We start from the raw sequence: 26,201 nt of genomic DNA on the forward strand, positions 1-26,201 counted from the left end.
ATTTGTTTATAATCGCAGTAAAGTACGCAAACTTGGGAAACTTGATTGTCCTGTCCCTACCTGCTTACGATTGGTTCATAAGTTCAAATCGGTAATTTCCTCCGCCTTCGTGTCAGAAGGTGAATCATCCACAAGACAAACAAATAGGTGCATCCACAAATTGTAAAGAGTAAATTGTACCCTCCAGTCAGATTATCGTGTAACTTATAACTGTCAAGCAAATAACCTACAAGCATTGGGAATAGGATGCCTCCGATGGCCCCTGCCATGCCGCTGATACCCACAACCGAGCTGACCATTGTCTTGGGAAACAAATCAGAAGCCAACGTAAAGATATTTGTAGCCCAAGCCTGATGAACCGCCACGGCTAAGCTGATTAACGCCACAGCCATCCACACGCTTGAAGCGAACTGCGCAAGAATGATGGATATTTCCAACACACCAAAAATTAGCAAAGCTGTTTTCCGCGCTTTCAACACTGTCCATCCCCGCTTGACTAATAATGAAGAGAGATACCCACCTCCGATGCTACCGATCGTCGTTGCGCCATAAATAACCATCAACTCCGGACTGGGCTTAGTAAGATCAAGCGCAAACGTAGATGAAAAATACGAAGGCAGCCAGAACAAGAAAAACCAATAGATGGGGTCAATGAATAATTTACCGACGATAACTGCCCAAGTTTGAGGAAAAGAAAAAAGCTTAATCCAGGAAACGGGGGTCTCGTGAGGTCGAGTACTATCTTGTCCCGCTTGGATGAATGACAATTCCTGTTCGGTGACACGCTTTTGGCGCACGGGAATATCATACAGCCACCACCAAAATAGCAACCATATAATACCCAGCGCTCCGGTAATCCAAAACACCTCCTGCCATCGATAGTGCGATAGAATCCAAGGAGTTAGAAACAATGCAGTCACCACTCCAATACTTGTCCCTGCATTAAAAATACCGGTAGCCAACGCTCGCTCTTTGTTTGGGAACCATTCCGATACAGCCTTGACAGCCGCTGGAAAATTTCCTGCCTCACCAATACCTAGTCCGATACGTGCTGCCATAAATCCTCCGACATTCCGTGCGATCGCATGCAACATTCCAGCAATACTCCAAATCGCTACACTGATTGTGTATCCCCATTTAGTCCCCACCCAGTCGATGACCCTGCCAAAAAGAAGCAAGCCGACGGCATAAGCCGCTGTAAACGCCATCACAATGTGGGCGAAATCAGTTTCCGTCCAACCGAACTCCGCTTCCAGCGATGGCTTCAGCAGGCCGATCACCTGCCTATCCAAATAGTTGATGGTGGTTGCAACGAATAGCAAGCCAACAATCAGCCATCGATAATTCCTGATCATCATCCGATCTCTCCTTTCTTTTTACTGCCTGACATGACATGCTGTAAGGTTGTTACATATTCATGGATATGCACCGCGGTCAACCCCCATTCCTTATTGACAATTAACGATGGAGGAAACAACGGTGATCCAAAGCCAAAACCGTTCGCCCCCGCACTCCAATAATCTTCCATCTGTCCCCGATGAATACCTCCGGTTGCCAATAAAGGAATATGAGCAAGGGGAGCCGAGATGTCTCGCACGTAATCGGACCCGAGTCTACCGGCAGGGAAAAGCTTTACTTGCGTTGCACCTAATTTCCAAGCAATTGCCACTTCAGTGGGTGTCATCGCACCAGGAAAGACCGCAAGGTTTTCACTTACGCAGGCTGTTATCACATCGGGCTCCATAATGGGCGTAACAATAAAGCAGGCGCCGGCCTCCTTTGCCACATGTAGATCCGGCAGATTACAAACTGTTCCTGCACCGATACATAGTATGCTTCCATAGCGGCGTTGCGCTTCTTCGATAATACGCGGTGCATCTGCTGAATTTAACGTGATCTCGACTGCATACAGCCCCGCTTCGGCGCACAATGGCAAAAGCTCCATCACTTCGGCGAACGAGATGTTCCGCAGGATGCCAATAATTGGCAATTCCCGGAAGCGTGTAACGTCAAATCCCTTCATTTTTCAAATAACGTTTGGCGATTTTGAGCTGTCCCCGGATTGTGGCCTGCGCAGTCTCTTCCGGATCAATATAGGATGTATTCGAATTTAATCCGAGAAATTCCAATGCGTGCGCATAATACTCGAACAGATTTGCTTCACTGCATAGCACGATGTGATCCGGTTTGTTGCATGGTAGGTTTCGCAACTCGGAACCGATTAGCAGGCCACTCATAAATTGATAATTCTCTTCTTTGGCCATTTTGTTAAACAGCTGGTTGATTCGTACTTTAAACAATGCACTTAGCATGTCAGATTTACCCGATTCAACGATTCCGGCGTGAAATGCATCCCAATCGTTTTTCCCGTACGGTATTGCTGGGGGCTTAATAGACTCTTTGGTCAATCCATTTTTTGCCAGGGCAGAAAACAATTCTCCGGTAATGTATGTTCGCATACCGATCATCTGGCCCTGATCGATATATACGTGCTTCGAATGGGTTCCGGGCAATATAACAATCGTGTTGTTCGTTTGATTTCCTTCTTCCAGTCGATCCGCAATACCTATTAACTGGGACTCTTCACCTCGCATCACTTCCTCATCTCCTTTTACGCCAGACAATAATACCATTGGACGTCCGAACTCATGGGTAATAGCCAAATAGTACGCTGAAGCATACTCGCCCGAAATGGGAAACGGCAACTCGGCATAGGGCAATTCCATCATGCCGACGCTGGAAGAAGCCATACCCGAAATGATTACCGGAACCGTTCCCACTCCAGCGTTGCGATCTGTTAATTTGTCGATGTATGCTTTCAACCGGGTCAAATAAAAATGAATACGGTCGCTCAAGTCGGCGTTTCCATCTTTCTCATTCCATTGATCAAAGACGGAAGAGACCCCTTCAGACGACAATTCTTCGTCGATTACCATCAGATTAGCCGCATCAATAAGCCGTATCCGGAGATTAGTAGTACCCCAATCGCAGCAAATAACATAGTCTTTCACAAATACGTCTTCTAATATGAAACCGGCATTCCCCCGTCACTGATCAATTTTCTATTTAGGAACACTTGATAAAGTCGTTCGTCCGTGTCGCTCGCAGTGATGTCGTCTTCTGAAAACGTAATAAGATTGATGTGTTGATCTTTGGTACGGCCAAAGTCATACGTAATAAAGATACGACCATCGGCTGTCTGCTGCCCATCCGGATACGAAACGCCCAACCGCTCATCTAGCAACAATCCTTTTGACCAACTGCGCCCGTCGTCTTTGGAGACAAAGGCCATGAGGTGAGATCGATGCGTTTTGACCTGTATTGGACCGTGTTTCACCAATAGCAGGTTGCCAGAATTCAGCCTTCGGATAAAAAACCGAGAAGTTGTATGTGAAATATCGGAATGCTTCAGCGGATCCCATGTCTTACCTTTATCCTTCGAGGTGCTTTCGCCGATTCCATACTTTGTCCGTACCAACATCCACAATGACCCGTCTTTACGTTCCACCACCATGTGTTCGTCATACTCCCGATCTTGTTTCGGAACGTCGACACTCCCTCTTAACTTCCACGATTTCCCTCGGTCTTCAGACACAACCACTTTTGCGCTGTTATCCGTATACCGCCAGGTAGACACCGGCAAAAGCCATTCCCCACTTGATAATACGGTGGGTTTGCACATCATTACACCATCCGACAGGCGCTTCGGAGTACTCCATTGAGCTTCTTTCTGTTCAATATCTGCCGTTGTCAGCGCCCAAACGCCATACGCAGAACTTGTATAATCTTTGGTAGATTGCGCCCAAAATAACCACAACTGATTGTCGGGATCGATCCAGACTTCCGGATCATAAGCACGTACCGGTCCTTTTCCATCTGGATCGATGGCTAAAACTTCTTCCCATGTTTTTCCCTGATCGTCACTGGTGGCCAGCACGACATAATTGTTTTCGTCTTCGCCTGGGGTAATACCTGCATACCAGGTAGCCCAAAGTCGTCCCTTTTCAGTCACAGCTATGCTGGATATTCCGGTAAATCGCCTGCTTTGTTCGGCATACCGGAAATAGTCGGCTGGGTTTTGTACGACTTTCGGTGCCAATGTTGCATCGCCGGATTGCGCCTGAGCGATCCCTACATATCCCATCAGCATCAAGGTGACGTATAAAATCCATGTCTGGGTAAGTTTTTTCTGCAGCTTTCTCATGTTCATAATATAATTATTTATTGGTTGTCAGTAATCTCTTCTAACGGTGCAACATTCGATTCCGCACCTTCATATCCGATGTTTTGGTTGATACGTCCTTGTGCATTGGCATCGATCGCAGCCTTCGGTATCGGCCAAAACACATGGTAAGGGCTTATCCGGTATTCATTGGTTTCCCAAACAATCCCTTTGTTATAAAACTGGCCTACTCCAACGACCCGATCATACCAATAGTTCTTTTGGTAAAAATTCCCGAGTGAATACCCGTTCCTATTCAGCTCGGCCAATGTCAATGCGATCCGCGTGAGTTCTGTTTTCCTAGGTTCTTCTAAATAAAGCTCGCGCGCGCGCTCGTCAAGAATATAATCAATTGTCACGTCACCTGCGTCAATTAAGGGGGCCTTCGCACGGTGCCGAACCTTGTTGACATCATCGGCAGCCAATCCCAGGTCGCCTTTCCAAAAATACGCTTCCGCACGCAATAAATAAGTCTCTGCCAGTCGAAAGACGTACCAGTCGCTATTGCCGCCGGTGGGCTGCAGCGGACGCCGCTCGTCTTCAACATAGATTTTATACTGTGGCCACGGAAAAATCGCCCGGATGGAATCGGTAGGATTGCTATACCGGAAGTCTACAGGTTGCCCATAATACGCCGAGGCAGGATTATTAATCAATATTTTGGTTACCGGCATCCAATTGGTATCTGTATCGTGCCGCAAGTCGTCCCCGCAATTTGCCCAAATTGTATAATTGATGTAATTTCCCGGCCTGAACATACCTACTCCGCGTCCAATCCGTAGAATTTGAGCGTCCCCAGGTGCATCCAAGCACGCCCGTTTCCCATCCGGATCCTTAAGCCACAGCGCATGAGACCACCAAGGGGTATATAGTCTCATTGTCTGTGTACCGCCTGTTTCCGCATTCGGAAAACCGAATTTATCCTGGGCTACCAAGATACCTTCCGTATTATTTTGCAAACTCTTGTTTTCCCGTTGATGTAAATCCCAAAGCACATTAAACCGCGTGTCACTGGCCACCGCACCGAAACGACTGGTCATAAGCGCATATTTACCCCCGTCGATAATCGAGGATGCAGATTGAATGGCTTTATCAAATTCGTGGTTGGCTAGATAGACTTTTGTCAAGAGATGTAATGCTGCCGCACTGCTAATTTTACCAGGCGTAACATTTGCCGGCAAATGCGCCGCTGCAAACTCAAGGTCTGCCTGAAGTTTCCGTAAAATTGCTGTTCGCGAATGTGAATAGAAGTCGATCTTCGGCGCTGTATGCTCTTTATTGATGAAGGGAACATCGCCGTATTGGTGCACCAGTAGATAATACCAAAATGCACGATGAAAATAGGCTTCGCCGAGAATGGCATTTTTCTCTTCATCGGAGCTCCAGGTTGCCGCATCGATTCTTGAAATAATGGTATTGGCATCGCGGATTGGGCCCCATGCTGCATTCCAATTATTAAAGAAACCAGCCATGCCTGTTGGCGATACCCCAATATCGAAATTTTGAGCCATACCGCTTTTCGATTCTCCGGCTACCCCAAACTCAGAAGTCATGTACTCAAAAGCCAGATTGGATGGAGCTCCGTAAAAATTCGTTCGGATGTTCTTCCGCAAAGGTACAAGTGCAGCCTCCAAGCCATCGGCGTTAGCAAAAATATTTTCTGGTGTATTGATTGACAAAGGCTTAGGATCCAGCCAGTTTTTATCACAAGCAATCAATGCGAAGAAGCTTGTAAAAGCGAAAATAATATAAATCGGTTTCATAAGATTGTATAGCTTATAAATTAGCATTCAACCCAACAGTTATGTACTTAGGCATCGGGGTTGCCTGTGATTCGGGATCCCAATGGTTCCACTTGGTTATTGTTAGGTAATTCCGCATATTCACAAACAGGTTGAGCCCCTGAAGTTGATAGCGGTTTAACAACACCGTCGGCACGTTATAGGACAACGTAACATCCTGGAGTCTAACGAATGACCTTGATTTCCAGACGCCATAATCGGGTGAGCTCACTTCAGTATCCAGTTTTGGGTATTCATTGCTTGGTTTGTTTTCCGTCCAATAAGGTGCATACAGGATGTTTTTCCGATCGATCCACTGGGTTTCTCTGTACAAGGGGTTATTGCCAAAGAATCCAAGGTCGGCGCGTAGGAACAACGAGAGCTCAAAATCCCTTAAGAAGCGGATATCATTCCTCAATCCGATGTTATACAATGGCTTTTTATTACCCTGAAATATCTTATCTTCCATCGGTGTCAGCACGCCGTCTCCATTTTGGTCCTTAAGCTTGACGTCTCCCGGCTTTTTTCCGTAAATGGCCGCTTCATCCGTTTCGTCAAGCTGCCAGATCCCCAAGCGCTCGTAATCCCATATTTGGTCGATACTCCGGCCGATAAACCATTGGTTGGTCACATCGTCGGCTTCCCGCTCACCGATTACCGCTCCATTTGCATCCATTACAGGCACCTTATCTCCGTACAGGTGGGTTATCTTGTTGCGATTGAACGAGAAATTAAATGCCGTACTCCACGAAAAATTTGTTCTGTTGATGTTTCGCGAATTGAGCGTGAGCTCCATTCCCCTATTTTGTAATTCCCCTAAATTGGATGCAACATTGGTATATCCGATGATGGAAGGCAGGGAGCGGTCGATTAACAAGTTCGTAGTTTTCATCACATAGCCATCCAATGAACCAGACAGTCGGCGCCCAAGCAACTCAAAATCAACACCCGCATTCACTGCTTCGGTACTCTCCCAACGGAGATGCCTATTGGCCATGGTGCTGCTGTACACACCCGTTACCAACTCATTCCCATAGATATATTGAGTGGTTGACAGCCGTGCTAGCGCATCGTAAATTCCGACAGAACGGTTGCCGTTAGCTCCCCACGATAGGCGAAGCTTCAATTCATCTACCGGCTCCAGCTTGAAAAATGGTTCTTCGGATATCCGCCAAGCGAGCGCAGCCGAAGGAAATGTCGCATACGGATTGTCTTGCCCAAAAGCAGAATATCCGTCGCGCCGAATTGTCAACGTTAATAAATAACGGCTTTTGTAACCGTAATTTAATCTTCCCATCAATGCGTTGCCTGTACTGTACGAATCGTTATTATTCAATGAAGGGTTAATACCTGCTTGCAATGCATGAAAAGACAACGCATCATTGGGAGCAAACCGGGTATTGGATTGTACATCGTTCCAGCTTTGGTTTTTCTCAATGTTGTATAAGAATGTTGCCGTCAGTTGATGATCTGTTCCAATCGTTTTATTCCAGCTGAAAAGGTTGTCCAGCATCCATTCATTATAGGTTGTATTCGATCGACTTCCTGACCCGCCATTGTTGTATCCATTTGGCGTTTCTACGGGATCAAAGGTATAGTCCTTTACCCAACGTTGGTTACTCACGAAAGATGGCTTATAAGTGATACCAAAAGGCAAATTTAACTCAGCGGATATCGTTGCAAATAAGCTCTGTACCGGATTTAGCCTTTCGCGATACGTATAGTATATCAACGGGTTTGGAGCCGTCGCATCCTCATGTGTATACCACTCCATCGTACCGTCATCTGCATAGACTTGCCCATACGGACTGGCACCGATGGCGTTGCTGATGCTTACAGGAGTAAATCCATGATTTCGATTTGAATAATTGGCATCGACACTGAATTTCAAAAAGCTGGCGGCTCGGATATCCAAGTTGATCCTGGATCTAAAAACGTTAAAGTTATCACCCAATATAACTCCTTCATTTTTGGTGTACCCACCCGAAGCAAAATAACTAACTTGAGGTGTACCTCCGGATATACTTAGATCATAATCCTGTCGGAGACCGTTTCGAAAAATCATATCAAACCAATCTACGGTACGCCCTGCTAAGTAATTCTTCTTTTCCGTATTGGTCAGCCTAAGCCGGTTGAGCCACATGTCTACCGGGTCGTCTGACGTTGTGGCATCCAGATTCTTCCAGTCTTCCAAAGACACTCCGGTAGGCAGGTCATTTGGATTGCTGTAATAATAGAGTGGCTTGTCACCATACGTCTGATACGTGTCGACACCCCGATTTTCCAAGTACTCTTCGGCGTTGAAGGGCCGCATCATGTTAGTTAGTGAAACGACTCCTAGTTTGGTCGATGCATTTACCTTTGGTGTGCCAGTTGTCCCCCTCTTCGTGGTGATGATTAATACACCGGATGCGGATTGGGCACCATATACTGCAGCAGCACTTGCATCTTTTAGAATGTCTATGGTTGCGATATCGGACGGGTTTATATCCGTAATTACACCTCGATAAATCACACCGTCCACGACTAAAAGCGGATCATTACTCGCTTTTATAGAAGTTTGCCCCCGGATTTCCATGCTTCCGCCTCCTTGTGCAGAGGTTCCCTGATTTGAACTGAATCCCGCCACGGTACCACTGAGCATTTCCAGAACATTGGTGCTCGACTGGCGCTGAAATTGAGAAGCATCGATTCGGTGGATTGCTCCCGTTAGGTCTGTTTTCCGTTGCGTTCCGTAACCCACTACTACAACCTCATCCAATGCTTCGGACGTTGCCATTAACACGACGGTGATTTTCTCCTTTGGGTTGAGTACCGTAACTTCTTTCGTCTGGTAGCCAACATGCGAGCATATTAAAACACTACCCTCTGAAAGATCATTCAATAAAAACATTCCGGATTCATCACTTACGGTGGATTGGGATGAATTTCGAACGACGATACTCACCCCTACAATCGGTTGATCTTCCTCGTTGATAACCAACCCAGAAACGGGGGATTGGCCGTATAAGGCCATGCCGAGCATACTGAAGCCCACTATTAACAGTGGGATTTTAAAAACAAACATTTTTCCAATAAAGTTAGGTTCATAATTCTTCTTTTTACACTTGTTATAACCGGTTAATGCAAAGATTCACCTTTTAACAGGTCAAAGAAAATGGTATATTTGCTATTACTAATGCAATTTTACCATAAATCCACACACAAACGACAATATTAAACCAACCACACTATGAAACCCCTGTTAATGAGGCATTCTGAGCCCATCAATGAGTCCTTCAAGGTTTGGAAAAATGGCACCCCATACCGCCATAACCCCTGGCATTACCACCCGGAATGCGAAATCACCTATATTCATAAGGGAAAGGGCATATTGTTTATCGGCGATCAAATGATCGATTATGGAAATGATGAAATAATCATGATGGGTCCCAATCTTCCCCACGAATTTAGGAGTGACATCGAAGACAGCCCTGACCTCTATTCGCAAAGCGTTTCCATACATTTTGATCAATTTTTTCTAGGAGAGCGATTCCACCAGTTACCGGAAGTGATATCCATCAACGAATTACTATTTGATTCATTAAGAGGTGTACGGGTCACCAATCATCAAACCAAACAGAAATTAAAAAGAATTTTTATTCAGTTAACCGAAGCCCAGGGAATGCCGAAGATTTACTTGATTCTCCAAGTGCTACACGTATTGGCCAACTGCCGGAACCTCGCTTATCTATCCAGCAATAGTTTTGCTAACTCATTCGACAAGAGTGCTGATGACCGCATCAACCGGGTATATCAATATGTGATGAAAAATTTCACAAATTCCATTTCCACTCCCAGGGTAGCTTCTCTGATTAACATGACACCTACTTCCTTCTGTCGTTTTTTTAAGGAACGAACTCATAAACAATTTATGCAATACGTCACAGAAATACGGGTAGGGTACGCTTGTCGGTTATTATTAGAGGGAAGGCTCACCATCGCCCAAGTGGCTTATTCGAGCGGGTTTGGAAATCTGTCTCATTTCAACAAACAGTTCAAAACTATAAAAGGGATAACGCCAACTCAGTTTTTAAAAGGTTATCTAAAAGCGTCCCGCTGAATTGTGTCTGACTGACCTGCTTTACTTACTCATAATAATTTCATAGGTTCCGGCATCTAGACGCGGGGAGACCAGCCAACCATCCTGCAAACGGGTTTTAACCGGTTCACCATTGATTTTTATGCGGCGACTGCTGGTTAATTCGCTCGGCAATTCCACGGTTCCACTCGTATTGGCCGGCACCACAAGCTGCATCACATAAGTGGATGGATCTTGCTTACACGAAACTGCTATATCACCTTTAATGGTGGGCACGTTGATAGTTGCCCATTTCAGCGAACCAATTTGTGGACGCACGCGAAAGGTTTTCCAGCCGGGTTCCAACGGTTCAACCCCCATCAGTTTTCTCGGAATAACATTGGCAGGGACGGCGCCCCATACATGATTCCAATCCTGGTTGGGCTTGTATTTATTGTCCCAAGCTTCCATGGTAATGGTACTTCCTGCTCGGATCATGTTGTACCAGCTTCGGTCGCTTTGAGCGGTGAGCAACGAAAGCCCGTAATCTGCATCGCCGGCCATATACGTAGCATCCATCAAGAACTGGCTGCCGTACACACTGCACGCCATACCACGCGAACGGATGAACGCCATCACCTTCTCCCTGTCTTTTTGGGGTACCAAACCGAAAGCCAGCGCCATCATGTTGGTATGCAAAGAAGCATGATCGGTATCTATCCCATCGCGGAAAACCCCTCGTTGCTTATCCCACAACAACGATTGAAACGCGCGGTGTGTCTCCTGCGCTTTCTCCGCAAACATCCTAGCATCATCTTCCTTCCCCATGGCTTTAGCCAATTCGGCCATATCTTTCAGTGCTCTGTAATGAAACGCATTTACCACGGCATTGTAGGTAGTGAATACAAAACCATCGGTTTCACCATTGCCTACCATACCAAAGCCTCCAGTATGTGGCCAATCCACGATATCACGCAGTGAATCGCCTTGGTAGTGGACAGCTTTCATCAATGCTTTAGTCTGCTTACCCGTTTTGGTGCTGATCAAACCGTTTGCTTCGCGCAATGGCAACAGTAATTTAGCCTTCAGATCGTCGTAGTAGTGACTCGCTGATCGAAGATCTCCTGTATACAGGTAATCGTGGTAAGCCATTAATACCGATTGCAGAATCCATTCAGTAGGCCACGTGGCGTGGTGTAACAGGTACTCGTGTGACCTGCGAGCCAGGCTGTATTCGTTATCTACACCGTAATGGCACAATTGGTTAATGTATGCATCTGCTTCGTATGGAATGCGTTCGCGATCGCCATCTACATAGATGCCCGCAAACGTGGTGGCTTTCACACTGTATTTACACAATTCCCATACCGCGTTCAGTATGGAATCCGAACTCTCAAACTGCGAGGCAAAGTCGTCAAACGGATAATGAACGCTGGAACGGACGACATCCGTTTCTTCCAACTTGTTGGCATATCCTTCCAATTCTACATAGCGGAAAGGCAGCACTTCGCCGATGTATTCAGGCATCTTGACCGCCTGTGGCCCAGTATTGCGCTTGTCGGGTCGGAATTGTAACTGATACGTATGAACTCCTTTCTTCAAAGGCAACTGATATTCCGCATAACGGATTGTTCCACCTGGCTTGCGATTGATACTGCCGTCGGGATGGACGGCTTCACCCAACTTAATCGTCACGATGTCCTTTCCATTCGGTGAATCCAGCGTTAGCCGTAGTTGCCCAAACGCGGCCCTACCGAAGTCAATACGAATGGCATTTCCCATATGATGGATTCCTTCGGGAGCCTCGTCGGTTTTCTGCAATGGATAAAAGGTTGTCTGATAATCTGTCAGCGCATCGGCAGACCAAAATCGGCTCATGGATGACCACGACGATGGAACTTCGTCTCCATCCCATACCATGACGGCCCATGTATAGCCCGTGTTGGGAGCCAGTGGAGGTCCATCGTACCGTACATTGGTTGATTCATCTGACGCTATCTTTCCAGAATCCCAAACATCGCCGACACCTTTGGCAATGCTATCTGGGCTATTTGACAGAATAATACGGTAGGCAGATTGTCGAGCGCCTTGCCCCACTCCGACAAGCTCCCAGCCCAACGTAGGTTTTTTGTTAGCTACCTGTACCCGTTGACCACCCGCCTCTTCAGCCCCGATGATAGGATAACCGTTGATTACCTGCAAATTCGGGTACCTTAGGTGATCGACCATGAGGTGGGACACCTGGATGTTTTGGGCGTTTAGAACCAGTATTGCATTCAGCAATGGATAGCCAAAAATAATTTTCAAATACAGCGTATTCATTTCAGGCGTTTTGTTTACAACCGCTGTAAAGTAATGAATCTTGTGGAACTAAGGTGTCCTGCTCTTACCTGCCTAGGAAGTTACCCGTTTCTCTATATTATTTATCCATCCATTCCAATCCCACCCACGTGTCCGGCCCATTATTTTTTTGAGCAACACCCGGCGTGCTCCTGCCGTCGATGACATATTTGGTAAGCAGCGCTTTCAGTTCCTGAACGCGTTTGGGAAATTTATCAGCAATATTTTTCTCCTCAGCAGGATCATCAGTTAAGTTGTATAATTGAATCGGCAGAAGACCATCTAGTTCTTGGGCAGTACGCGGAAAACTCCATCCACCCGACCCTGGACACATGATCAACTTCCAATTACCTTTCCTGATGGCGAAATCTCCATTGATGGAATGGTGTACAGTAGCCTCTCGAAGCGGTTGCCGGTACGATTCATTCAATAGAATCGGTAAAATATTGTAGCTGTCTTCACCGATATCATCCGGAATATAGAATCCCGAAACTGCTGCGGCAGTGGCCAAAAAATCAGTTGTACAAATCGTCTCATCGGTTACGGATGCTTTTGAAACATGTCCAGGCCAACTGACGATAAAAGGAACCCGATGCCCACCTTCGTAAATATCAGCCTTATGACCGCGATAAATACCACTAGGATGGTGCCCTACCGCTGCCAATTCTTTGAAATTTGCCTTTGGCGAGCATCCATTATCACTGGTGAAAATAACCATTGTATTTTCCCTAATTCCATTTTTTTCAAGGGCTTCCAGCACCTGTCCTACCACGTCGTCCACCTGCAGTACAAAATCACCAAAAAAATTTGCATTGCTTTTCCCGAGAAACTCGGTGGTAGGCAAAATCGGAGTGTGGGGCGCAGGAAGTGCAAAGTACAAAAAAAACGGCCGGGAATTCTGTGCGTGCTCGTCGATATATGACAGCGCTTTCTCCGTTAAATGCGGCAATGCCGCTGCATGAATGAAATCGCCCCCAGTGACACCCTTTCTCCAAAACCCCTTATCATCTACCGACACCGTGGTATCTTTTGGAATGCAGGTTGCCCGGCCATTTTCAACATATACATAAGGCGGCATATCCAACGAGCCGCTGAATCCATAGGAATATTCAAAACCTTTTTCTTTTGGACCGTTCTGAACAGATTTGCTGAAATCTACTGTTGGATTACTCGACAGATTATCGGTGTCGGTCGCGGCGCCTGAAAACTGCCAGTCCCATCCCAAATGCCATTTTCCCACGAATGCAGTATGGTATTCTTGTTGCTGTAACATCGCAGCAACGGTGGTGCGTCCGGGTTCGATCAGCGCTTTTGAATACCCACTCAATACTCCTTTCTTTAGCGAAGAACGCCAATTGTATCGCCCAGTCAGAATACTGTAGCGGGTAGGTGTGCATACTGCCGAGCTGGTATGTGCATCTGTAAACCGCATTCCTTCGTTAGCAAGCCGGTCGATATGAGTCGTTTGCCAAGCAGCATTTTCATTATAGATGGAAACATCGCCATAACCAAGGTCATCGGCGAGAATAAAGACGATATTGGGTCTCTCCGAGTGGCCCGAAACCGTCGTCTGCGCATTTGCTATATGGACTACTTGCAAGAGCAGCCACATGCTTAACATACAATAGTTACTGAAATATATCATCATCGTACAATTAGTTCAAGCCCTGATCTCTTCCGTTAGGTTAGATTCCCATCGTTCTAATGCCTGCATTAATGTTTTGAAAACTTCCGGAAACAACGATTGGATGTCTGTTGTTTCTTCCGGGTCTTTTTCAAGATCATATAACGCGTGCTGTTCTCCAATAGCAATAAGTTTCCACTTTCCTTTTCTGGCTGCTTTTTGATCCTTAAAACGCCAAAAAACCGTTCGCTGATTTTCCGGTGCCGGCCTATTTCCAGTAAGCAGGGGAGTCAAGTTTCTCCCCGACCAATTCGGATTGATTATATCGAGGTGTAACAAATCGGCAACGGTTGGAACGATATCCATCGATAATACGAGTTGATCAGAAACCCCTGGTGTAATCTTTCCTTCCCAATAAAATATACCGGGGACTCGGTGTCCACCTTCGTAGACTTGCCCTTTATGCCCCTTAAACAGCCCATTTGAACCCACCCTCGCTGAAGCGCCGTTATCCGAACAAAAAATGACTAATGTGTTTTTCAACAGTTCCTTTTGTTTCAGCTGCGATAAGATTTGACCAACGCCGCTGTCGAGGGATTGAATCATTTCTTTGTAGGCAACATCCACGTCCTCCCTTTCCTGCCTCTTGAATGATGAATCCAATGTTCGAATAGCTGGATCTTCGGGCCCTTGATAAGGATAGTGTGGAGCACCATGGGGCAAGTAGAGGAAAAAAGGGCGCTGGTCAACTTGGTTGATAAACTGCAACCCCCGTTGGGTAATGAGATCGGTTAAGTAGCCGTTTTCCGGTATGAGCTTATCCTGATTCCACCAATCCGCAATCCCCTCCTGATCAATGTGGCTTTGGTAATCGATATTCCCACTAACGAAGCCCTCGAATGTATCAAATCCTTGCTCCAACGGCCCAAATTCAGGCGAATATCCGAGGTGCCATTTTCCGAATAAAGCGGTCTGATAACCATTTCCTTTCAACAATTCAGCCAGCGTGTGGACGTTGGGCTGCATTCCGGTATGCCGGTGAGTTTTTGCGGTTACAACTCCTTCGATACCCACTTCCTGAGGGTAGCGTCCGGTTAAAAGAGATGCACGGGTTGGACTGCACACTACACCGTTGGAATGATAGTCCGTAAGCCGGAGCCCTCCAGCTGCCAGACTGTCGATGTTTGGCGTATCAAACCTTGAGTTACCATAACATCCCAGATCGCCATATCCCATGTCATCCGCTACAATGAGGACGATATTCGGTCTTAGCTCTGTCAACTGATTACGCTTACTGTTTTCTCCACAAGTAGAGAAAATTGGCAGCATCAGCAACACACATATTTTACGTGGATTCATAAGACATTCAATAACCCGGATTTTGCTCTCCCAGTTGTGCATTGTTTACAAACTCAATACTGGGGATCGGATACAAATAGTATTCTTTTCCGGTAATGGGGTGCTCAATCGTTTTCTGAGTCGGAAAGTCTAAGCCCAAATAATCCATTTGAACTTGCACCCGGTCACGTAAAATCCCCCATCGGTTAAGATCGTGGAATCTTTTTGCTTCAAAACACAATTCGATTCTTCGTTCTTTTCTTAACGCTTCCCGGAAGGCCTCCTGGTCGGGCAGTTCAGCAACAGTACGGGCAGACAGTCCGGCGTTGAGTCGGATTGTATTCAATAGGTTAAACGCTTCTCCATCTGCTATATAATCGATTTCATTTAATGCTTCTGCACGGACCAGCAGCATCTCTCCATATCGTATCAGCGGAAAATTCCAAGTGCTGAGTCCTACCGGATCGTTAGTGTTATAAAATTTATTTACAAAATAAAGGCTGCCATCTGGTTTTGACGGATCGATGAAGTTTGCAAGGCCGTAATTTTTCAGCACAATATCCCGGCGGGTATCCCCCGGCTCAAACGCTTGGACCAAGCCATTTCCAGACGACAAACTACCGCCTTTTCCTTCCAAATTATCATCCGAAGGCAGTATAGAAGCCCCTCCCTGCAGGTCGGGTGGAGCAAAAAAGTTACTGATGGCCGTTGTTGTCGCCGCGGTCACACCTCCGTACTGTACTTCAAATAACGAGGTGTGTCCGTTTTCTTGCGAACCATTGAAATTCGCCGCATAGTTTGGAAGTAACCCCAGGCTTGTATTGGAGATAACGGTCTGGGCAGCCGCAGCAGCTTCAGTCCATTCTTCCAACTCAAGGTGGACCAGCGACCGGAGTGCATGGGCCGCATATGACGTAGGCCTCCCAACCTCCATACCGGTATTTCCGGGATAGGAATCGGGCAAAAGGCGGGATGCATCGTCCAGGTCACTTTTAATCTGAACGTATACCTCTTCAATTGTGGCGCGTGCTTGCTCGGCATCACTGCGAGTCTTTATTTCTTGCAGTATGAGCGGCACCCCTCCGAAAAAACGAACCAGGTTAAAGTAATAGAAGGCTCTCATAAATTTCGCCTGACCTTCAATCGCTTCCCTCACAGCGGCATCTGAAAATTCCGATACACCATCCATTCGACTAAGCACGGTATTTGCGCGGGTAATGCCGGTATATAGGTCGGTCCAAACAGACTGGGAAACGTTGAACGTTTGATCGACAATAAAGATATCGGGTTCGGTTTCTTTGCGCCACGTCCAGCCGTCATCGCTCGCCATGTCTGTAAGTCGGGAAACATTGCCTTCGTAAAGGGTATGCAGGGGTTGGTAGACACCGTTCACAGCAGTAATCAACCCCTCTTCCGTAGTCAGCAGTTGGTCAAGTGCGATTTGCCCCCTGGGAGTAGGCTCCAGCAAACTTTCGCAACCCGAAATCAAGGTCACGCCCAACAGCAGAACGGATATATATATTACACATTTCATATTCAATTGTTTATAGCGGTTAAAAAGTTGCGCTAAGTCCGAGAGAAATCAACCTCGACTGCGGATATGGCGTATAGTCAATCCCCGCCGAAAGCAAGCTGATCCGGCTGGATGCCTCTGGATTAAGGCCTTCATATTTCGTAAATGTATAAAGATTGGTGCCGGAAATCGTGAATCGCAGCGCTTTTAAAAATTTATCTGTTAATAAACGGGAAGGAAGTTCGTAAGAAATTCTGACATCCTTAATCCGTAAAAAATCGGCGTCCTCAAGGAACCGGGTGGACACCATCGTTGCTAAGGTGGTCGTATTTCCACCTTGTGAAGGCCTCGGAACCGTGTTACTGGGATTTTCCGGTGTCCAGAAATCGGCTACTTCGGCAAAATTCTGTACAAAGGGAACACCTCGTGAAAAGAGGTTCCGGGCGGTGTTGTAAACTTGATAACCTCCTGCATAATCAAGGAATATCGATAACGACACATTTCTAAAAGCAAAGGTATTGTTGAACCCGCCGAAAAACCTAGGATGCGGAGTTCCCACGAACGTTTTGTCTCCAACGTCAAACACACCATTTCCGTTCAGATCGGCATAGCGGGGGTCTCCGGGAACGGCGTCAGACCACCGATCAGCCTCTTCTTCTTCTCCCAATTGCCATACACCGATGTACTGATACATATAGAATGCAGCAGCCGAATTTCCTGCGCGGGTCAGATTGGTCGGCTGATTAGAGAGCGGGATACTTTCACCTGGGATTTCCAGGGGTTGCCCGATCGAATTATTGCCGATATCAATCACTCGGTTTTTATTAAAGGAGATATTAAATTCTGATGCCCACGAGACCGTTCCTGTAAGCACGTTGCCCCCCAATGCGAGCTCGACACCTGTATTCTTGACCGATCCCTGATTGATGATCGGATCCTGCCTCACGCCCGATGTAAGTGGTATGGGTGTCGATACCAACAAATCTTCGGACTGCTTATGATAATAGTCCACCGTTGCATGAAACCTTCCATCAAGCACGGAAACGTCGATACCCGCGTCTAGCTGCTTATTTGCTTCCCATTGCAGGTTGGGGTTTCCTATATTTTGAGGCACATTACCTACTACGACACTGTTTCCAAAGACGTACGGTGCAGCTCCTGCGCGGGTAATAAATGCAAAATCACCAATATTCTGATTACCGGTCAGGCCATAGCTTACCCGAAGTTTCAGGTCATTGATAAACGGAGCGTCTTTTAGGAAATCTTCCTGAGAAATGCGCCATGCGACGGAGCCCGACGGGAAAATGCCGTACCGCCGATCGGCGCCGAATTTGGAAGACCCGTCCCTACGCACGGTCGCAGTAAGCAGGTACTTACCGCCGTAGTCGTAATTGAATCTAACGAATGTCGAAACTAACCCAGCGCGAACTTCGGAACCAGTCGCATTGAAATTGGTCTGGTTGGACAGTTGGTCTAAGGCATTGTCAATAGTTCCGGTTCCCGTTACGCTGTTATTTTTGGTCAGAAACTGCTGCGCGGAAAAGCCTAACAAGCCTTTGAAATTGTGCCGACCGGTTTTTTGCTCGTAGTTGAGCGTCAAATCGGATATCCAATTAATTTGTTGATTATTAGGCACCGTCACACTTCCTTCGTCCCGGCTAAACAAACCGATTTGATAAACCGGCAAATAAACGTAGTTATCGCCAAGTACAATATCTCCGCCGATGTTACCCGAAATAACTAATCCCTTGGCCACATCAATATCTATTTTTGTATTACCGAGAATTCGCGTCACGTTGTCGTTTCGTGTCGGCAGCAGGACATTAATAAGCGGATTTTCGTTAGCCCCGAAATACGGGGCGGCGGTGGTATTAATTGCGGTCAAGTTACCGGCTTCATCATAAGGTTCGGTAAACGAATGTTGGTATACCAAGCTACGGAAGCCTTCCGAGCCCCAAGAATCGTTGTTCAGCACGTTTTGCCGTTGGTGACTTCCGGTAAGATTTGTAGAAAGTCGAAGCCAGTCATTGATCTTAGAATTGAGGTTAACCCTGAGCGACCAAGATTTCAAATTGGAATTAATCAGCGTACCTGTTCTGTCCAAATACGAGGCAGATCCCGCATATTGAGTTTTTTCCGTACCGCCACTGAATCCTAGATTGTAGTTTTGTCTTGACCCCGTTTGGGTGCCTAGATCCTGCCAATCTGTGTCGACCTGCCACGCGGGATGCGCAAGATCCTCGTATACGGATATATCCCTACCGGAGTTCTTAAAAGCCTCCACGAACAGTAACCGCTGTTGTTCTGTACTCATCACGTCGTACATTCGCGTGATGTTTTCGACACCGATATCTGTATTAAAAACAAACTGGCTCCCACCTGCCTGACCTTTTCTGGTCGTGATGATAATGACACCGTTAGCGGCCCTAGATCCGTATATGGCGGTTGCGGAAGCATCTTTCAAGATGTCGATTGAAACGATGTCCTTCGGATTTATTGTCGAGAAATCAGCACTGAACAGCGGTACATTATCAACTACAATCAAGGGGTCGTTGCTTCCGGTTACGGAGCCGATACCCCGAATAGAAATGGAGAACTTTCCGCTGAGGTCGCCACCGCCCTGCCTCACCTGGACACCACTAGCTCTCCCCTGCAGGGCATCCTGAAACGAACTAACCGGCCTGCTTTGTATCACATTTTCAGAGACGGTAGCAACAGACCCTGTAATATCGGCTTTCCGCTGCGTCCCATAGCCCACTACGACTACTTCATCTAGGTCAGAAAATTCCGGGTGAAGGATAACATCCACCGACATTTGGCCTTCACTTATTACAACTTCTTGCACCAAAAAACCTACGTTTCGGAAGGTTAACACTTCACCTGTTTGAGCTAGGATGTAATACCGACCGTCACTGTCAGTCGCCGATCCGCGGGACGTTCCTTTTACCAAGACAGACACTCCTTCAAGCGGGTTTCCAAGCGAATCGACTACTTTTCCGCGGATGTCGCGCTGATTGGTTTCCGGTTTCCGTAACATCGGCTTTTCTTCATCCTTGGTTTCCTTTGTCCTTCGTAAAACGACTACGTTGCCAGTCACATTGAATACATAAGGTTTATCGCCGAACACTTTCTCCAAGGCATCATGTATCGGGTGATTTTTCACGGAAACAGTAACGGGACCGAAGTCGACGAATTCCTTCTTGTTGTAGAAAAACGTGTAATTGCTCTGCTTTTCGATTTCTTTCAATACATATTCCAAGGTAACAGCGCGTTCATGTAACGTAATACGTTGTCCAAACACATGAGCGGAAAGTTGGACATAACCTAGGATGTGCAATGCAACGATGAAATTCACGCGCATCATAATGCGTCGGTTTATACGTGGTAAAAAATAGAATATTCGTTCTAAATACATACATTTGTATGGTTTGGGTTTGTCAATCAATTATACTATTCCAAGAATTAATTTGATGTCGGTTTACCCAGACTCATTGGCCGGAAGTGTTGCGAGCACTGCCGGCCATTTTGTGCCGTAAACCTATCCAATAAATTACCTATTACTTCTTTCCATATAATATTCGTTTAAAAAATAAATAACCTGTTATTATTCCCGTGGTTTCACGATCAAGTGATGTTCATCTTTTAGTTCAAAATTTATCCCTGCGTTTTTCAATACTTCCAAAGCAATCGACAAGCTGACATTTCGAGGTATCTTTCCTACGAACAAATCATCCGAGAAACTCCTTTCGTATTGAACTTCTATGTCATACCATCTCTCAAATTGCCTCATCACCTCATGAACATCTGCGTCATTAAAATAGAAGAAACCATCTTTCCAAGCAACAAATTCTTCGGCATTCACTTTTTGAACAGCAAAATGGTCCTTCCTTAATATAGCCTGTTCTCCTGGGTTCAAAATCTGTACGGCCGACGAATTCCGGTTGCCAACAACACGGACCGATCCTCCCAAAAGAGTCGTCTTGATATCATTTTCATCTTTGTATGCGTTCACATTGAATTCGGTCCCAAGCACCTCTATTGTCTGGTCTTCGGTTTTCACCCGAAAAGGTATTATTTTTCCAGTTTCACGATTCTTTTGCCGAGCGATTTCAAAATAAGCCTCGCCAGCTAGTAGCTCTACTTCCCGCAAATCGCCATCGAATCTTTCTGGGTATTGTAAAGAAGAAGCTGAGTTCAGCCATATTTTGGAGCCATCGGGCAACATAAGTTGATATTGTCCTCCTTTCGGCGTAGTGAGTTGTAACGTTCCCTCCGACACAGTACCGTCAAACACTGTACTACCATCGGAATAGGAAATCTCATCTCCTACAATAATGCCCGGTTGATTGGCACTTAAATCGATGACACGCCCATCTGCCAATTTCAGTGTTGCCCGGTTGCCCCCAGGCATCACATCTTTCAAGGACAGTTGTTTATCTGCTCGTTTCTCTATGCTACTGTTCCATCGATAGACACCTAGGGAGACCGACAACAACAATATAGCGGCAATGCCGGCCATCCAATAATATCGCAATTTTATCCGACGAGATTTACTCAAATCCATATGCGTCGTGATCTTCGTTAGGATCCGCTTTCTGAGCTCTTCTTCGTCAGACGCAAACGATGCAGGTAATTCGAACCGATTATCGGGATGTGCCTCATACCATGCCGCAAATTCCAACTTCTCGGCATCGCTAATAGTGCCATTCAGCCATTTTGAAGCCAGTTCTTCGTGTCGTTTGTAATTGGTCATAACAGGGTATCTATTTATAGGTACCATGGATAGAACCAATCCCTTAGTCGGATAAAAAAAATAAAGTAGTTTAGGTAAAAAATTCAGACAGGAATTTCCAGCGGATAGTTAAAGCAACAGCAGCATAAAACTCGCCAACTTAGAACGGAGTATTTTAAATGCTTTTCCCAAATGTGCTTCTACCGTTTTTTCAGAAATCTGTAGGGTTTCTGAAATTTCCTTTTGGGAATAACCGTCCTCTCGACTCATTTTAAATACCAGCTGACATTTTGTAGGCAACTGCTTTACGTAATGGGCAAGTTCTTCACGCAACTCATCAAAAGCCAGCCATTCCTGTGTGGAATCATCCACTTCGTCTTTTCGCACCAATGAATCAACATAGCGTTGCTGGTTGTGATACTTATCCAATATTTTGATGACGCGATATTTTACAGATACAGCCAAGTAGTGAGCGAGCTCGGAGGTGATGGTTAAAGAATGCCGACGGTGCCATAATGCTGTAAATATATCCTGTACAATCTCTTCCGCATCTTCTGGATGAACCGTTCGATTAGCAGCTATAATAAAAAGCCGCTTCCAATACCGGTTATACAATTCCTCGAAAGCAAGCGCATCATCGCATCTTAGCAAGGTGAGCAAGTCTTCGTCCGCCTTTTCCGTATAAAAATGCATAAGCAGGTTCATAAAATGGCATATGCCGCTAAGCAAGCTAACATTTGGTTACCAAAGATAGCTATTTACAGTCCACTTACGCGCCACTTGCCTGGTAAAAAACACACCCTTTTTATTAGAAACCACGATATCCGGCAGTCCATCGCCGTCCACGTCCTCAACAATAACCTGTAAACCAACGTCTGAATTGTCATCAACCTGATTACTCTTTCCGAAACAAGCGTATCGCAGCGGACATGTTTCTCAAACAAAACTTCTCCAGATTTCCTAGGCTGGCCAACCAGTGAATATTAACCAACAATCCCAACAAGAGCATGAACGTAGTGCAAGCAAGTTCTCTCATAATTGTCTCTTCGTTTTAAGGTTTTTAAAATTGGCAAGATACGGTAATCCGATCCGTTGGGTACCAAAGGTAGAGATTCGCAAAAAAAAAGCAACCTGTACTGTGCTGATAGAAAAGATCGGTATGCTTATCTTTGCCGATGTATGAACAAAATCCTCGTTACCGGCAGCAATGGCCTATTAGGTCAAAAGGTTACCAACTTAGCATTGGCGGATAAAACCATTGAATTGATCGCTACGTCGCGCGGCGAAAACCGGCATCCTATCAAAGATGGGTATCGCTACGTCGACCTGGATATTCTCGACAATCAACAGCTACACGACACCATAACGGAACTCCGGCCCGATGTACTGATCAATACGGCGGCGATGACCAACGTCGACGCGTGTGAACACGATCCCGAAGGATGCCGGAAGCTAAACGTTGAAGCCGTAGCATCGCTCGTTGAGCTATGTGAAACATACGGCATCCACCTGGTCCACCTATCCACCGACTTTATTTTCGATGGCAAAGCCGGACCGTATGCCGAAGATGCGGCCCCCAATCCGCTGAGCTTATACGGCCAAAGTAAATGGGATGCTGAAAAAATCATTCAGCAATCCACCTGCAAATGGGCGATTCTGCGCACCATCCTCGTCTATGGCGTTGTAGCCGATATGAGTCGGAGTAACATCGTTCTTTGGGCCAAAGGCGCATTGGAAAAAGGACAACCGCTTAACGTGGTAAATGACCAATGGCGCATGCCGACGTTGGCAGAAGATCTGGCACAAGCATGCCTGCTGGCCGCCAAGCAAAAAGCCGAAGGGATTTTCCATATTTCAGGGGAAGATTTCTTCGCCATTGACGAATTGGTAGCCGCCGTAGCCGACTTTTGGGGATTGGATAAATCGCTTATCCGCGAAGTGAGCTCTTCCACACTCAGCCAGGCAGCGCCACGGCCAGCCCGCACAGGTTTTATCCTCGACAAAGCACGCTCGGTACTGGGTTATACCCCGCATAGCTTTCGGGAAGGATTGGCGCTGGTAGACCAGCAGCTTCAAACGCGATAATTATCCGGCGCGAAGGCGCCCGCTGCGCTTGGCGCCTTTGCGAGAAAACCCAAAAAATAATCCCATCTTTGCAGCATGACTCAAAAGTTTGCCCGCGAATCGTATACCATCATGAATGAGCTCGTGCTCCCTAATGACACCAATACGCTAAACAACCTCATGGGTGGGCGGTTGCTTCACTGGATGGACATCGCCGCAGCAATATCGGCCCAAAAGCATTGCAATCGGATCGTGGTGACTGCTTCAGTAGATAACGTATCCTTCCGGCATCCCATAAAATTGGGTGACGTCATCAGCATTGAAGCACAGGTAACACGGGCATTCAATACATCGGTAGAAGTACGGTTGGTAGTATGGGCGCAAAACATACCTTCAGGTACCAAAGTGCGGTCCAACGAGGCGTTTTACACCTTTGTCGCCATCGACCAAAATGGCCGGACCATTGCCGTTCCTCAACTGATACCGGAAACCGATGAAGAAAAAAAATTATACAACGAAGCCCTCCAACGCCGGGAACTCCGACTCGTATTGGGGGGCAAATTGAAACCAAAAGATGCCAAAGAGCTGCAAAACCTCTTTAAAGAGGTCGTGCGGGAGTAACCTTACATAATACTAACTTCAAACTATTTCCACGCCCGTTTGTTGAACAGGCAAAACACCAGATTTAAATGCCGTTCAACTATCAACCCATTGAGAACTATGCACTCATTGGAGATTTAAACACCGTTGCCCTTGTTGGTCTTAATGGCTCCATTGATTTCATGTGTTTTCCCGATTTCGACTCGCCAAGTATTTTTGCTGCACTTTTGGACAAAGAAAAAGGCGGCCATTTCTCCATTGCTCCCGTAACCGAAGATATTAAATACAAACAGCTTTATCTCCCAGACACCAACGTGCTGCTGACACGCTTCCTAGCCCGACATGGCGTTGCGGAGCTGACTGATTTTATGCCTGTCGAAGAGCTTTACGGTGGCAAAGAGCTGGTGCGACGTGTTACCTGTATCCAGGGCGAATTTGACATGGCTATGCACTGCTCGCCCAGATTCGACTATGCCCGCGCCACCCACCGGACCGAAACGATCAATGCGCATGAAATACGCTTTATCAGCGAAGGGCCTGACGAAACCGTTTTAAGTTTGAAAAGCAATGTCGAGCTGCGGCTAACAGGCCGGGATGCGTCTGCGGAATTTCATCTTAAAAAAGGGCAAACGGCTGATTTCATATTGGAGCAGGTAAACCGGACGGAGGCATCCAGCAGCAACCTAGAGGATTTCATCACGAAAAGTTTGTTTGATACCATCAATTACTGGAAGGATTGGATAGCAAGATGTACGTATCGGGGCAGGTGGATGGAAACCGTAAACCGGTCTGCACTTTGCCTTAAGCTGATGACCTCCTTTAAATACGGATCCATCGTGGCAGCGCCCACCTTTGGCCTCCCGGAGGAAATTGGAGGCGTCCGCAACTGGGACTACCGGTATACGTGGATCCGGGATGCCTCATTTACCGTCTATGCATTCATCAACCTGGGTTACAAAAAGGAAGCCCGAGACTTTATTGCCTGGGTAGAAAAACAATGCATCGATATATCCAAAACCAACGAATACCTCACGTTGATGTATACGCTCGATGGCAGAAAAGAACTTAGCGAAAGCGAACTCACCCACCTGGAGGGATACCGGGGTTCTAAACCCGTCCGGATTGGAAACGGTGCCTACGAGCAGATCCAGCTGGATATCTACGGTGAGCTGATGGATTCGGTATACTTATACGACAAAAACGTCGAATCCATTTCCTATCAATTCTGGAAGGACCTGAGCCGGCATGTCGACTGGCTCAGCAAAAATTGGCACATCAGTGACGAGGGAATCTGGGAGGTACGTGGCGGAAAAAAGAAATTTTTATACTCCCGGATGATGTGTTGGGTGGCATTTGACCGGGCCATCAAAATAGGACTGAAACATTCCTATCCATTGCCGGAGGAATGGTTTGCCGAGCGCGACCGCATTTTTAACGAAATCCACCAGCAGTTCTGGAACAAAGCGCTGAATACGTTTGTCCAGTTTCTGGGGGCCACAACCGTCGATGCGGCTACACTGCTGATGCCCAAAGTACACTTTATTGGAGCGAAAGACCCCCAGTGGCTCGCCACGCTAAACCGCATTGAGGAGCAGCTTGTGTCTGATTTCCTGGTCTATCGCTATCGGCCAAATGAAGATTTTGACGGGCTTTCGGGCGCCGAGGGTACATTTTCTATGTGCACCTTCTGGTACGTGGAGTGTCTTTCGCGCGCAGGAAAACTGCAGAAAGCGAGGCACTATTTTGAAAAGATGCTGGGCTACGCCAATCACGTCGGTCTCTACGCTGAAATGCTGGGTATACAGGGAGACCACCTGGGCAATTTCCCGCAGGCTTTTACCCACCTTGGCTTGATCAGCGCGGCCCTCAACCTAAATAAACAATTGGACGACCAGCGAAATAAACAAGTAAACGAGTATATTTAAAC

The 26,201-nt window shown here is 46.5% G+C and carries 18 protein-coding genes; 4 read left to right on the plus strand and 14 right to left on the minus strand.

Features of this window, described 5'->3' with window-relative positions; all coding sequences use genetic code 11:
• Positions 1 to 83 precede the first annotated feature (83 nt).
• The 6 genes from BMZ56_RS05145 to BMZ56_RS05170 are packed head-to-tail and all read right to left on the minus strand — an operon-like array spanning position 84 to position 9,070.
• On the minus strand, positions 84 to 1,358 hold the full coding sequence (locus BMZ56_RS05145) for an MFS transporter (protein ID WP_090625043.1): 1,275 nt from the start codon (positions 1,356 to 1,358) through the stop codon (positions 84 to 86).
• Positions 1,355 to 2,023, minus strand: a complete 669-nt coding sequence (locus BMZ56_RS05150; RefSeq protein WP_090625045.1) for a bifunctional 4-hydroxy-2-oxoglutarate aldolase/2-dehydro-3-deoxy-phosphogluconate aldolase — start codon at positions 2,021 to 2,023, stop codon at positions 1,355 to 1,357. Before BMZ56_RS05150 ends, BMZ56_RS05145 begins: the two co-directional genes overlap by 4 nt.
• Positions 2,010 to 3,011 carry a 2-dehydro-3-deoxygalactonokinase gene (locus tag BMZ56_RS05155; protein ID WP_177195035.1) on the minus strand — a complete coding sequence of 334 codons (1,002 nt, stop codon included), beginning with the start codon at positions 3,009 to 3,011 and terminating at the stop codon, positions 2,010 to 2,012. Before BMZ56_RS05155 ends, BMZ56_RS05150 begins: the two co-directional genes overlap by 14 nt.
• 11 nt (positions 3,012 to 3,022) lie before the next feature.
• A complete protein-coding gene (locus BMZ56_RS05160; protein WP_218146466.1) occupies positions 3,023 to 4,210 on the minus strand; it encodes a sialidase family protein in 1,188 nt (395 codons plus the stop codon).
• A gap of 11 nt (positions 4,211 to 4,221) precedes the next feature.
• Complete coding sequence (locus BMZ56_RS05165) at positions 4,222 to 5,985, minus strand: RagB/SusD family nutrient uptake outer membrane protein (RefSeq protein ID WP_218146467.1); 1,764 nt, start codon at positions 5,983 to 5,985, stop codon at positions 4,222 to 4,224.
• Between the two features lie 13 nt (positions 5,986 to 5,998).
• Positions 5,999 to 9,070, minus strand: a complete 3,072-nt coding sequence (locus BMZ56_RS05170; RefSeq protein ID WP_090625054.1) for a SusC/RagA family TonB-linked outer membrane protein — start codon at positions 9,068 to 9,070, stop codon at positions 5,999 to 6,001.
• Positions 9,071 to 9,235: 165 nt separating this feature from the next.
• On the opposite strand from BMZ56_RS05170, the gene BMZ56_RS05175 reads away from it, so the two are divergent.
• The gene (locus BMZ56_RS05175; RefSeq protein ID WP_090625057.1) at positions 9,236 to 10,105 is read left to right on the plus strand and encodes an AraC family transcriptional regulator; all 870 of its coding nucleotides are present in this window, start codon (positions 9,236 to 9,238) and stop codon (positions 10,103 to 10,105) included.
• A 21-nt stretch (positions 10,106 to 10,126) separates the two neighbouring features.
• On the opposite strand, the gene BMZ56_RS05180 is transcribed toward BMZ56_RS05175, so the two are convergent.
• From BMZ56_RS05180 to BMZ56_RS26135, 8 genes are all read right to left on the minus strand, one after another.
• Positions 10,127 to 12,385: a family 78 glycoside hydrolase catalytic domain gene (locus BMZ56_RS05180; RefSeq protein ID WP_090625060.1), complete on the minus strand. Its 2,259-nt coding sequence runs from the start codon at positions 12,383 to 12,385 to the stop codon at positions 10,127 to 10,129.
• A 97-nt stretch (positions 12,386 to 12,482) separates the two neighbouring features.
• Positions 12,483 to 14,051, minus strand: coding sequence for a sulfatase family protein (locus BMZ56_RS05185; protein ID WP_245893085.1), 1,569 nt, complete (start codon positions 14,049 to 14,051; stop codon positions 12,483 to 12,485).
• Between the two features lie 12 nt (positions 14,052 to 14,063).
• A complete protein-coding gene (locus BMZ56_RS05190; RefSeq protein ID WP_177195036.1) occupies positions 14,064 to 15,386 on the minus strand; it encodes a sulfatase family protein in 1,323 nt (440 codons plus the stop codon).
• A gap of 7 nt (positions 15,387 to 15,393) precedes the next feature.
• On the minus strand, positions 15,394 to 16,899 hold the full coding sequence (locus BMZ56_RS05195) for a RagB/SusD family nutrient uptake outer membrane protein (RefSeq protein WP_090625066.1): 1,506 nt from the start codon (positions 16,897 to 16,899) through the stop codon (positions 15,394 to 15,396).
• Between the two features lie 19 nt (positions 16,900 to 16,918).
• Entirely contained in the window at positions 16,919 to 20,242 is a 3,324-nt protein-coding gene (locus BMZ56_RS05200; protein WP_177195037.1) for a SusC/RagA family TonB-linked outer membrane protein, read from the minus strand.
• Between the two features lie 240 nt (positions 20,243 to 20,482).
• Complete coding sequence (locus tag BMZ56_RS05205) at positions 20,483 to 21,631, minus strand: FecR family protein (protein WP_177195038.1); 1,149 nt, start codon at positions 21,629 to 21,631, stop codon at positions 20,483 to 20,485.
• Positions 21,632 to 21,739: 108 nt separating this feature from the next.
• A complete protein-coding gene (locus BMZ56_RS05210) occupies positions 21,740 to 22,315 on the minus strand; it encodes an RNA polymerase sigma-70 factor (protein WP_245893086.1) in 576 nt (191 codons plus the stop codon).
• A 36-nt stretch (positions 22,316 to 22,351) separates the two neighbouring features.
• A complete protein-coding gene (locus BMZ56_RS26135; RefSeq protein WP_369678702.1) occupies positions 22,352 to 22,534 on the minus strand; it encodes a hypothetical protein in 183 nt (60 codons plus the stop codon).
• Positions 22,535 to 22,789: 255 nt separating this feature from the next.
• Between BMZ56_RS26135 and BMZ56_RS05220 the strand changes: the two genes are divergently transcribed.
• The 3 genes from BMZ56_RS05220 to BMZ56_RS05230 all read left to right on the plus strand — a co-directional run bounded on the left by BMZ56_RS05220 (position 22,790) and on the right by BMZ56_RS05230 (position 26,199).
• Positions 22,790 to 23,695 (plus strand): SDR family oxidoreductase, encoded by a 906-nt coding sequence (locus tag BMZ56_RS05220; protein ID WP_090625080.1) that lies wholly within the window; start codon positions 22,790 to 22,792, stop codon positions 23,693 to 23,695.
• 75 nt (positions 23,696 to 23,770) lie between these two features.
• Complete coding sequence (locus BMZ56_RS05225) at positions 23,771 to 24,295, plus strand: acyl-CoA thioesterase (RefSeq protein WP_090625083.1); 525 nt, start codon at positions 23,771 to 23,773, stop codon at positions 24,293 to 24,295.
• Positions 24,296 to 24,363: 68 nt separating this feature from the next.
• Positions 24,364 to 26,199, plus strand: a complete 1,836-nt coding sequence (locus tag BMZ56_RS05230; RefSeq protein ID WP_090625086.1) for a glycoside hydrolase family 15 protein — start codon at positions 24,364 to 24,366, stop codon at positions 26,197 to 26,199.
• Positions 26,200 to 26,201 lie beyond the last annotated feature (2 nt).

It is taken from the genome of Parapedobacter indicus (assembly GCF_900113765.1).
Classification (GTDB): Bacteria; Bacteroidota; Bacteroidia; order Sphingobacteriales; family Sphingobacteriaceae; genus Parapedobacter; species Parapedobacter indicus.

What these genes read in the sequence shown, in the direction of transcription:
- BMZ56_RS05145 (WP_090625043.1), bottom strand. Translation starts at nt 1,358, where the DNA reads ATGATGATCAGGAATTATCGATGGCTGATTGTTGGCTTGCTATTCGTT.
- BMZ56_RS05225 (WP_090625083.1), top strand. Translation starts at nt 23,771, where the DNA reads ATGACTCAAAAGTTTGCCCGCGAATCGTATACCATCATGAATGAGCTC.
- BMZ56_RS05195 (WP_090625066.1), bottom strand. Translation starts at nt 16,899, where the DNA reads ATGAAATGTGTAATATATATATCCGTTCTGCTGTTGGGCGTGACCTTG.
- BMZ56_RS05175 (WP_090625057.1), top strand. Translation starts at nt 9,236, where the DNA reads ATGAAACCCCTGTTAATGAGGCATTCTGAGCCCATCAATGAGTCCTTC.
- BMZ56_RS05170 (WP_090625054.1), bottom strand. Translation starts at nt 9,070, where the DNA reads ATGTTTGTTTTTAAAATCCCACTGTTAATAGTGGGCTTCAGTATGCTC.
- BMZ56_RS05200 (WP_177195037.1), bottom strand. Translation starts at nt 20,242, where the DNA reads ATGATGCGCGTGAATTTCATCGTTGCATTGCACATCCTAGGTTATGTC.
- BMZ56_RS05205 (WP_177195038.1), bottom strand. Translation starts at nt 21,631, where the DNA reads ATGACCAATTACAAACGACACGAAGAACTGGCTTCAAAATGGCTGAAT.
- BMZ56_RS05160 (WP_218146466.1), bottom strand. Translation starts at nt 4,210, where the DNA reads ATGAACATGAGAAAGCTGCAGAAAAAACTTACCCAGACATGGATTTTA.
- BMZ56_RS05150 (WP_090625045.1), bottom strand. Translation starts at nt 2,023, where the DNA reads ATGAAGGGATTTGACGTTACACGCTTCCGGGAATTGCCAATTATTGGC.
- BMZ56_RS05190 (WP_177195036.1), bottom strand. Translation starts at nt 15,386, where the DNA reads ATGAATCCACGTAAAATATGTGTGTTGCTGATGCTGCCAATTTTCTCT.
- BMZ56_RS05210 (WP_245893086.1), bottom strand. Translation starts at nt 22,315, where the DNA reads ATGAACCTGCTTATGCATTTTTATACGGAAAAGGCGGACGAAGACTTG.
- BMZ56_RS05185 (WP_245893085.1), bottom strand. Translation starts at nt 14,051, where the DNA reads ATGATGATATATTTCAGTAACTATTGTATGTTAAGCATGTGGCTGCTC.
- BMZ56_RS05165 (WP_218146467.1), bottom strand. Translation starts at nt 5,985, where the DNA reads ATGAAACCGATTTATATTATTTTCGCTTTTACAAGCTTCTTCGCATTG.
- BMZ56_RS05180 (WP_090625060.1), bottom strand. Translation starts at nt 12,385, where the DNA reads ATGAATACGCTGTATTTGAAAATTATTTTTGGCTATCCATTGCTGAAT.
- BMZ56_RS05230 (WP_090625086.1), top strand. Translation starts at nt 24,364, where the DNA reads ATGCCGTTCAACTATCAACCCATTGAGAACTATGCACTCATTGGAGAT.
- BMZ56_RS05220 (WP_090625080.1), top strand. Translation starts at nt 22,790, where the DNA reads ATGAACAAAATCCTCGTTACCGGCAGCAATGGCCTATTAGGTCAAAAG.